The following is an 8,970-nucleotide window of genomic DNA, read 5'->3' on the forward strand; positions in this document are numbered from 1 at the left end:
CGAATTACGCAACAAAGCCATTACAAGCGCGTAATTTTAGTCCTATACTTAAGTATTATTTTTAATCCAGCATACTAAACCTAACGACTACTAAAAAATTAGTCAGATATAACCTTAGCGAGCCACTCAAATGCGTACATTTTCTTTAGAGATCTATCAAGCACCGCTCAATGCGATCATCACTGGTAAAAAAAAAGTTGAGATCAGAACCAATAACAGTTACGAAAGTGTCGCCTATGACAAGCTTAAAGCAGGCGATCAAATCGCTTTTCAAGTCATATCTGGTCCTCCTTTTGTAGGCTTAAAGATCATAAAGCCGGATGCACTAACCGTCGAAGTACTGGATGTCCGTCACTATAAAAACCCCAGAGAGCTTTTGGTTAGCGAAGGGCTAGAGGTACTCTCTACTTTGTGCTCCACGTTAGACGAGGGTGTAGAATTACTCTTTAGCTTTCATGAATATAGAGAGATGATCCCCATTCATGGAATTTTTGCCATTGAAATACGTGTGCTCGACAGTATGCAGACTCAAAACATTTAAAGCCCCTTTCGGGGCTTTAAATGTTAAGCAAAGTGACTCCCTACAAATCTAGCTCGCTCATTTCGACAATGCCATCAATACTACGGGCATCAAGCGCTGAAATGATGTAGATAAGTCGTAAAGGCTGCGCATCACCTGCGAACCTCAAAGCTAATTTATTCTTCGAGGCGCGTTCTGCCTCTTCAATCACGACATATGTACTGTTAGCGATCACCAATTTCAGCCGGTTTCCTTCGTGTTGAATGACAACTTGGTTACGATCAAAGTCAGATAAGTCAATAAACGAAGCATGGCTGTTATCGTTGATGAACACTTGTTTGTACCGACCAATAGCATCATTTATGTCGTAACCATTACTGCGGCCCGATGTCGAAAGAACAATAGCATCTGTTCCTTCGAGTTTGACCACTTCAATCAGCTCACCACGAGTAGGCTCCGAAATGAGTGACCAAGCATCGCCAGTTCTAAACACATCTTGGTAGCTTCCTATCGAGATACTCCCATGTTGATCATCGGATTGAATCAGCTCGTTGGTTTCTGGTACGAAGAACAGTTCACGCACTACAGGGCCTTCCACCGAGCCAATCCAAATGGCTTGTCCTGATTTGCCGAGACGAATCTCTTTGCCCGTTTCGACCACAAGCCAGCGATCACTGTTTTGCCTAGGTGAATCACGGCCCCCGTTTCAAAACGTTCTGATAAAGTGTTTAGCATCCCCTCGTTCTCTATCAGCCAATGTTCACTCACTTCGACGAGCTTTGGCGGTTCATTCGCCGTCAACTCAAACACCAATCCGCTCTCTGTTTCTGCTCGATAACCGTCATGACTCACATAAACATCAGTCAAAGCCTCGCCAATCAAGTCAGACTCAACAGGCTCAGTCAGTTGTCCGTCGGCAATGAATCGGAAGTCCGGTGTAAAGTTATACATTTGTTCTAAAGAGAAAGAAGGCTGAGCATATAACTTGCCTGTCATTGGCTCAAACAACCAAACAGATTGGTCGTCTTTCTTACCAACCAGTTTTAGTTGCTTATCGCTCCATTGGTTTGGTATTAAAACAAACTGCTCACTTGACGGCAGATACCACGCTTTTAGAGCTTTACCATCAAAATCTGACAATCCAAAAATCATAAGCTGATGTTTGGTGTCGTTAAATTTGGTCACCAACGTATCTTGCCAGTTGTACTGATACTGCTCCATCCATTGCTGGTTAATTGCGATCAGGCTTTTCGTACCTTCAGGCGTTAACACATGAATTTCGCCATTGTCACTCGCGATATAGACATGCTCGTGGGCAGTAACCTTGTCACCTTCTTTTAGAGTCACGTTTTTAATTCGTCCCTCTTTTTGAAGGTAAATAGATTGTTCTTTCTCACTATAGAAATACGCGACATCCTCATCGACAAGCAGCAGCTTTAGCTCTTCCATAGCAGGCAACGTACTAACGACTGTTGCCTTTTCTTTACCAACAATGCTCCATACTGGCGTTTCACCTTTAACGGCAACTTCAACGGTATCAGCCAATTGTGTTGGCATTTTCTCGTAAGCCGAAAGATCAAATGGTGCAAATTCGCTCGAGCTCATGGAATCCGAGATTAAGCGTCTGTGATCCGAATCGACTGGCGCAACAAGAGCTTGGTACAACCGCTCATTGCCATGAATGTCTGTCAGCATTAACCCGCCTTCCGTTAAACGGTACAGGTATTTAATTTGCGACTGATCAGGCATATGATACGTGGCAGCAACATGAACAACGTTCGCCTCCGTCCAAGCATTGAAGCTGACAGAGATAGAAGGCCTAGATGGCTGGAACAACGTGTAAAAGCCCGTCATCTCGCCAGTGGCAATATCAACTTTCCATAATAAGCCATACTGCTGATTAAACAGCCAAGCTTCATCACTGGTTGCCGTTAGCAATTGCGCTTGCTGCGAGAGTTCAACAGAAACATCGCGGCTCACTATCACACGATCATTATTAATGTCGTAATAAGCGGTGCCAAGAGGTTCTCCGGCTTCTTCATAATTATTGATAACAACATAATCACCTAGAAGCTGATGCTTTTCAGCTAACGCTTCAAGGTGCTCAATCACATGAGAGCTGCCCTCTTCTTTTTGAGCGTCTGTTGCGATCAACAACAGTGTTAAGTCTTCCACTTGCCAGATTTCACCTTGGTCTGTAAACACTTCGACAACTGACTCGCTCAACGAGGAGATATCAAGGGTGACGGTTCCAATTTTCAACACTCCATTCGTCACTTCAGGTGTGGATCCCTTAATAGCTCTCGCGTCAACCACCCACTTGACCGATGCTGCAGAGTCTTCTGAAAGCACGAACTTCGCGTGCGGCTGTACAATCAATTCTTGTTTACCCGATTCAGCACTCAAATGGTAAGTTAGCTTTCTCAAACCAAGCTCTTTAATCTCTGGCGTGACAACAACACGCTCCATAGCTCCCAGCTTTACGGATACCGTGTGCGGAACGAACTGCTCTCGCATAGTGCGTATGACATATTCCGATGGGAAAACGTAAAAGTCGAAGTCGAAATCAAGATGCGTTTCAAGCGATCTTAATATACTAAATCCTTGGTCGTTCCTAGTGGTCGAGCCTGGTAGGATTTCATAGTCATAATCGATGTACGACTTGCCTGTTGCGGGCAGCACTAATGTGGAGCTGTGGGCATCGATACCAGAGTACGAGCCATAACCTAGGCGCTCTCTTAGCGGTAAAGCCTTAGACTTGTCTCTCAATGCTTTTGGTAGATCGCCCGCCCAAAAGAAGTAGTTCAACCAACCGGACCCGGTTTTACCGTGCTTAGAAGAGTAAAGGGCTTGGCTACCAAGCTCTATTTGCCCGTTTGATAAATCAATTTGGTTAATGACCGCGCCAGGAATTGGCAGCAAAACGTTCTTCTCCGCATCATAACGGTATCCACCTTCACGGTAAGCATTGTCGACTTGATAGAAGTAGTGCCCTACTTGTTGCGCATCCATCGCAATATCACCAAACGCTTCAGCTAATGCAGTAAAGCCCACCGCTAAACCACCGACGATGGCTCCAGCTTCTCCCAGTACTAAAGCAGTCGTAGAAGCTCCCGCAATACCAGCGCCCAAAGCGGCCCCGCCGATAGCAGTGCCGACCGCATTGAAACCAAGCTGAGTCCCGAAGATTGCTTGTTGTTGAGCATTTTGCGCATGGGCAAGTTCATAAGCGCTCAAACTGACATTCACAGCCCCAAATACCAATCCAACGCCCTGATTCGCAATACCTGATAGGCTGTTTACTGTAGCGTTAACAAGCTCAGCATCGGTAGCAGCGGCAACTTTAAATAAATTCACCATGTGCTGAGCATCCATCAGAAGGCCGTGGGAGATTTGTCCTGCCATGACGTAGCTGTGAATCTCAAGCGCTTTCTGTAAGGCACTGCTTTTCTCGCCCGAGATTTGGCTTCTTTTTTCGTTTTGAAACCAAGTGATAACCGACTGAACCGCAAAACCTGCATTCAAACCATCGAATCCTTGCACGTCTTCAAATTCAAAGGTTGGAACACGTTGGCCAGTGCGAAGATCAAAGCGAGCCTTAACGTTGGCATATTGCTCATGGAGATACTCACTCACTTGGACCAACTCTCGCCCTTGAATTTGTACCCTTTGTTCCATTGCCCCATCTGGTGAAACAAAAGTGATAGCGGAATATCCGGGAGATGACTCCTCGATGCTCCCTATCACTGGTAACCACTCTTCTGGCAATCGATACTGAGTTCTCGCACGTTCTACAGCGTTAGATAATAGGCTGGCATGCTCATAAGCTTTAACTTTGGTTAGATTCATTCTCAGAGCGAGATCCTGTTGTACTCTGCTCTCTGAGTTTTCTAAAACGATAATAGACTCATCATCGTCAATCGTCATGATCGATGCATCATCATCAATAGTGACAATGGAATCCTCGTCGCTCACAGTAACGATAGAATCTCCATCTCCCACCGGGCTAAGCGGCTCTGAAGAAGAGAGGTCGAAAACCTGCTGACCGGGTAAAATTTCTACTAGAGACATTTTGGATGTATCAATCGCTAACACATTGAATTCAGGGTTTGCCTTGGTCCCCATTGATAGATAGTACTCCGCCATCTCATGCATCACGAAATGTGCTTCTAACGCTTTTTTGAGAGATTTCAACGAAGAGAATTCAACAACAGCAAAGTTAGGATCGTAAAAGTAAAAGCGCTTCTGTCCCATATCATTGATCGCAGCAACACCAACTGAATGTGTACTCGTATTGACCGCCAGTGAGACCTGTCCTTGCTCAGAGAGCCCACGGTTTACGGCCGCTATAATGCCCGCAATATCGAGTTGGCCGATCATTTGGCTGCTTTCTCTCGCTTCATAATTCGAGTGCAGGTTTCTTAGTGCATCTAATAAGAAATGGCTTTCCGCATCATGTGGGTTTGCTGCACCGATAAACAGCTTGTCAGAAAAGTTTCGGATAGACTCTGTACCCCTAGACATAGCTACAGACATCGCACGCACCAGAGGGTAACAACGACCACTACCATCCCCCATCAGCGTCAGCACAAACCCTTGAGGTAGGCTCGCGACGACTCGTCCACCTAAACGAGACATTTCTCGATTAAACTTTGCAGTAAAATCTAAGTTCTTCGTGATGTTCTCTTTGGTAATCTGATTACTGATTCGTCTAATTAGCGCTCCTTGCTGCCGAGCATCGAGATCATTAGACCCCAATAGCAATAGCTGCTTTTGCGTCAGAGTCATTGACTCGTCGTAATCAGGAAGCCAGATCGCTTCAAAATTATTGTACCCGTCTTCGTAAGCGGCTTTTTTACTGCCTGATAGATCTTTTATTGCTCTCTCTTTTACCAAGAAACGTTGGTGTATTTGGCCCTTATCAAAATTGCCAGTCCTTAGGCTGTTGTCTGTAACAATGAGCTGCCCTAGGCCATTTTCTGACTTTTGTTGTACGTTTAGCCACATCTGATCGACCTGCTCAGACAAGGTAATCAGTGATTTTGCGTTGTTGTCTAACTCCAACAAGCTGGCACGCAGTAACGATAGCTTCTTCATCGATTGTGCGTTATTTGAGTTACCGGGTAGTTTTAACTTGGCGAGCTCAGCAATTCTTTGTCTAGCAAGCGATTTTCTCTGCGCTGAGATCTTCTTATTCAGTTGAGTTCTCAGCTCATTCCACCGCTTTAAGCTTGAGTGCGTTTCTAACACTTTCGCTTCCATTGGGTCATAAGGTAGGTCTTCAATCTGAGCCGTAGACAAACCAAACCTTTTTGCCAGCTCAAGCACCTCTTTCTGCAAGCTTGTACGATTTTGCTCAAACAGTTGCGTTAAATTTTCACCGACAGCCATAAAAGGCACCGCCGTTGTGGAGCCCGTACGACGCACCTCTAAATCACTAAAACTATTGAATGACTGCTTCTGTACGACGCTTTGCCAACCTTTTTCATTAAAAACAAAGAAGGTGACATCGAGCCCTTTATCAAACTTGGTCACATCCCCAACGCGATACCCTGAACTTAAATCTCGCAATGCAACAACATCATCGTATAGAGCGTAGGCGTGCGGACGCTTGTCGAAGTAAATACGATAATGATCAGCGTCTTGATCGACCACCACAATCGTTCCTCCATGGTTGGAGGCCGCCACTAAAACCTGGCCGACTCTGGCAGACTTAGCAACATCGACAAACGAAGGCATATTGTCCATCAAAGGTTCGCCAATCACTCTTAACTTGTTACTGCGCGATATTTCCTTACTTTCAAAACCTAATTGGAATCCATCTGTGCCAGACTGCATCATTGGTTTGCCTTTGTGCGCTGAGTACTCGCCGATAAGTGGAGTAACGTCTAACGTATGGGCTTTAAGGAAACCTTGTGGATCGCGTATAAAATCTGAAGCCGCACTCGTTGAGTCCATTTGCTCAGATTTATAATCAAAAGCAGGATCAAGCAGAGGAATGCGCGCAGGATCATAACCATGAGCACTGAGTGCCTCAGGTAACAAGATTGCGAGGCTCTCACCGCCAAATAGGTTTTCAAGAATCGCATCGGTCGCAACAACCGATCTTGCACCACCGTGGCTAGAAAAAGCGAAACGAGAACTTTCTGAATAGTTTCGGCCCTTAGCGAGTGAAACCATTCCCAATGGAGTGTGTTCGACCCAAGCTTGTTCCGGAATACGTTGCGCTAAAAAGTCGATGACTCGTTGAGCATTCTTGATGTCCGCGCCCTCAAGATACAACACAGCTTGGTCCGTCAATGAGCCAAAATATGCTGGCGCCATAATTTTCGCCTGCCTAACAACATCTTCGACTTCACCAGAGTACAAATGGCCGAAAGCGCTAATCACTTGTGGTAAGTACTCTTTGGTAAAATTGAGAGTAATTCGAGACGTGAAAAGAGACTGCGATTCAGGCTCAGAATAAAACGTTTCTGGAATAAAACGGGCAGAAGTCGCGCTGCTGATAAAGCTTAACTTGGAAACCTCTGAAATTGGGCGATCGCTAAACCCCTGAACGTTGATCGTTAGATCGGAAGAAGACGCATCGAGATGATGCAACATTTGATAGACAACCTCACCCTCCTCCACATTCAGAGGCACCAAGACTGGAGGTTTCGTTGAAGAGTAAGCATCGTAAAAGTCTTGATGTACGTTCGACTTCAACAATATGTATTGCTGGCGAGCTTTAACCGTCCAATGCCCTTCTTTACTCAATGTTGATTTGATATCCGATACCAGCCGCCTGTTTGCTGGACTGTTTAAGATTGAATCTCGCGTCCTACGCATAGCGCTTAGGAAGGCGTTAAAACCAGCTTGATACTGCCTTTCCTCAAAAGTCGGGGACGAATAAACTGAGTTTGATATATGGATATCATTCCCTTCTTCGCTAGATAGCGAGTAAGGGCTAATGAAAGCCGAAGCCAATGCTGTCGTTAATAGTTTTTTCTCATAATAATTAGTTTTATAAAATGCAACTGAATTTATATAACTAACAAACTATTTGCAGCTATTCAATAAATTTAAGAAATATTCAAATATATTAGAAGTTTCAAATTAACAACGGCGCGCCAAGTAGTGATAGATAAAGTAAACATAAGAAAGAATATGAAGTATCATGACAATTTAATTAGTAAAGCGGCAATACCAGTAATTGCCGCCTATATTTTTATTTAGATAGCATATCGTTAATGATTTCAGGCATTTCAATAAGCCATTGGTTACCAAGTCTTTGAAGGATAATCACTTCATTAACCGTGATGAGCTGCCCTAACACCCAATCCTTTCTTTGAACATTAATATACTTCTTGTCGTCGAGTTCAAATTCATTGATGATGCGCAGGGATTCAAAGTTGAGGGTGTTTTTCCCACTCACCTTTTTCACTAGGCTCAAAAGTTTATTCATAAACTCATCATTAGACATTAACGCAATATCGAAAAGAGAGGCATCTTCACCAAAAGATATATTTTTCAGTGTAATGATATTTTCGTTGTTACTCTCAAGGCCATCGATAATGATCGATTTAAGTTTCGCTATACCATTTGGATGATAAAAGCTAGCAGATTGGTCGAAACCCACTTTACCTATAAAATCAAAATAGTGCTGAACAAACAGAGTAGAATTTGCTGGCAGTTCGAGCTCTCCATCAACCAGCACTCTTACGTCTTCTAGGAAAGAAAACTTTGTACTGTAAGGTGTAAAAGCAATTGCACCGTCGTCCAGCCAATGTTTGTAAACCCACGTTGATTCATCAAAGCAGTGTTCAGAGATACTTTCTAAAGGCGCTCTATCCCCTATTGTTGTGTTATGAATCTTCTCTCCTCGGTCATTCGTTTTGTAGGTGTATAACAAGACACCAGATTGACCATAGCCTTCACTTTTATCGATCTCACTAAATCTATTTTGAATACAAACTCTGTTGATATGGCTTAATGCCATAGGAAGCTCAGCAATAGACTCAGCGCGCTGCTCTAAATAGCCTTCGGAGAAATCATAAAAATCAAAAACAGGTGCTTGATATAAATTTGGCTGTTCTAAAACGGTAGGCAGCCCTGTTTTTACTGAGGGAGTGATAGAGAACGTCTGGCTACAAACTGGGGATGATAAAATTAATGCTGCTAGGATACTGTATTTATTCATTTAATCCTCCTTTAAGGGAAGGTGGATTATCTTTTTTATCGTTCACCTTTCAAGGAATAAATCCTAAAATAGAATTGAATATATATAGTTGTGATTGCGCTCAAGAATAAGGATAGTATTAAAATACAAAACAATTTAAAGATAGAAAAGACTATAACTAATAAAATAAATAGCTAACTTATGAGTAAACTCAGGTTCAACACTGGTATTATACCCTGATTAAAAACAAGGAAATAATACCGGATATTGATATAAAAACAGAAGTGGCCCC

General features: G+C 43.5%; 2 protein-coding genes and 1 pseudogene. 1 reads left to right on the forward strand and 2 read right to left on the reverse strand.

Going from position 1 to position 8,970, the window contains the following annotated elements; translation table 11 throughout:
- The first annotated feature begins 130 nt into the window (after positions 1 to 130).
- On the forward strand, positions 131 to 541 hold the full coding sequence (locus tag KIV40_RS16220; protein WP_285350215.1) for a hypothetical protein: 411 nt from the start codon (positions 131 to 133) through the stop codon (positions 539 to 541).
- Between the two features lie 40 nt (positions 542 to 581).
- Here KIV40_RS16220 and KIV40_RS16225 read toward each other — a convergent pair.
- Positions 582 to 7,348, reverse strand: a pseudogene (locus KIV40_RS16225) (TcdA/TcdB pore-forming domain-containing protein).
- 379 nt (positions 7,349 to 7,727) lie between these two features.
- A complete protein-coding gene (locus tag KIV40_RS16230; protein WP_285350216.1) occupies positions 7,728 to 8,699 on the reverse strand; it encodes a hypothetical protein in 972 nt (323 codons plus the stop codon).
- Between the last annotated feature and the right edge of the window lie 271 nt (positions 8,700 to 8,970).

The sequence above is a fragment of the Vibrio sp. D173a genome (genome assembly GCF_030248475.1).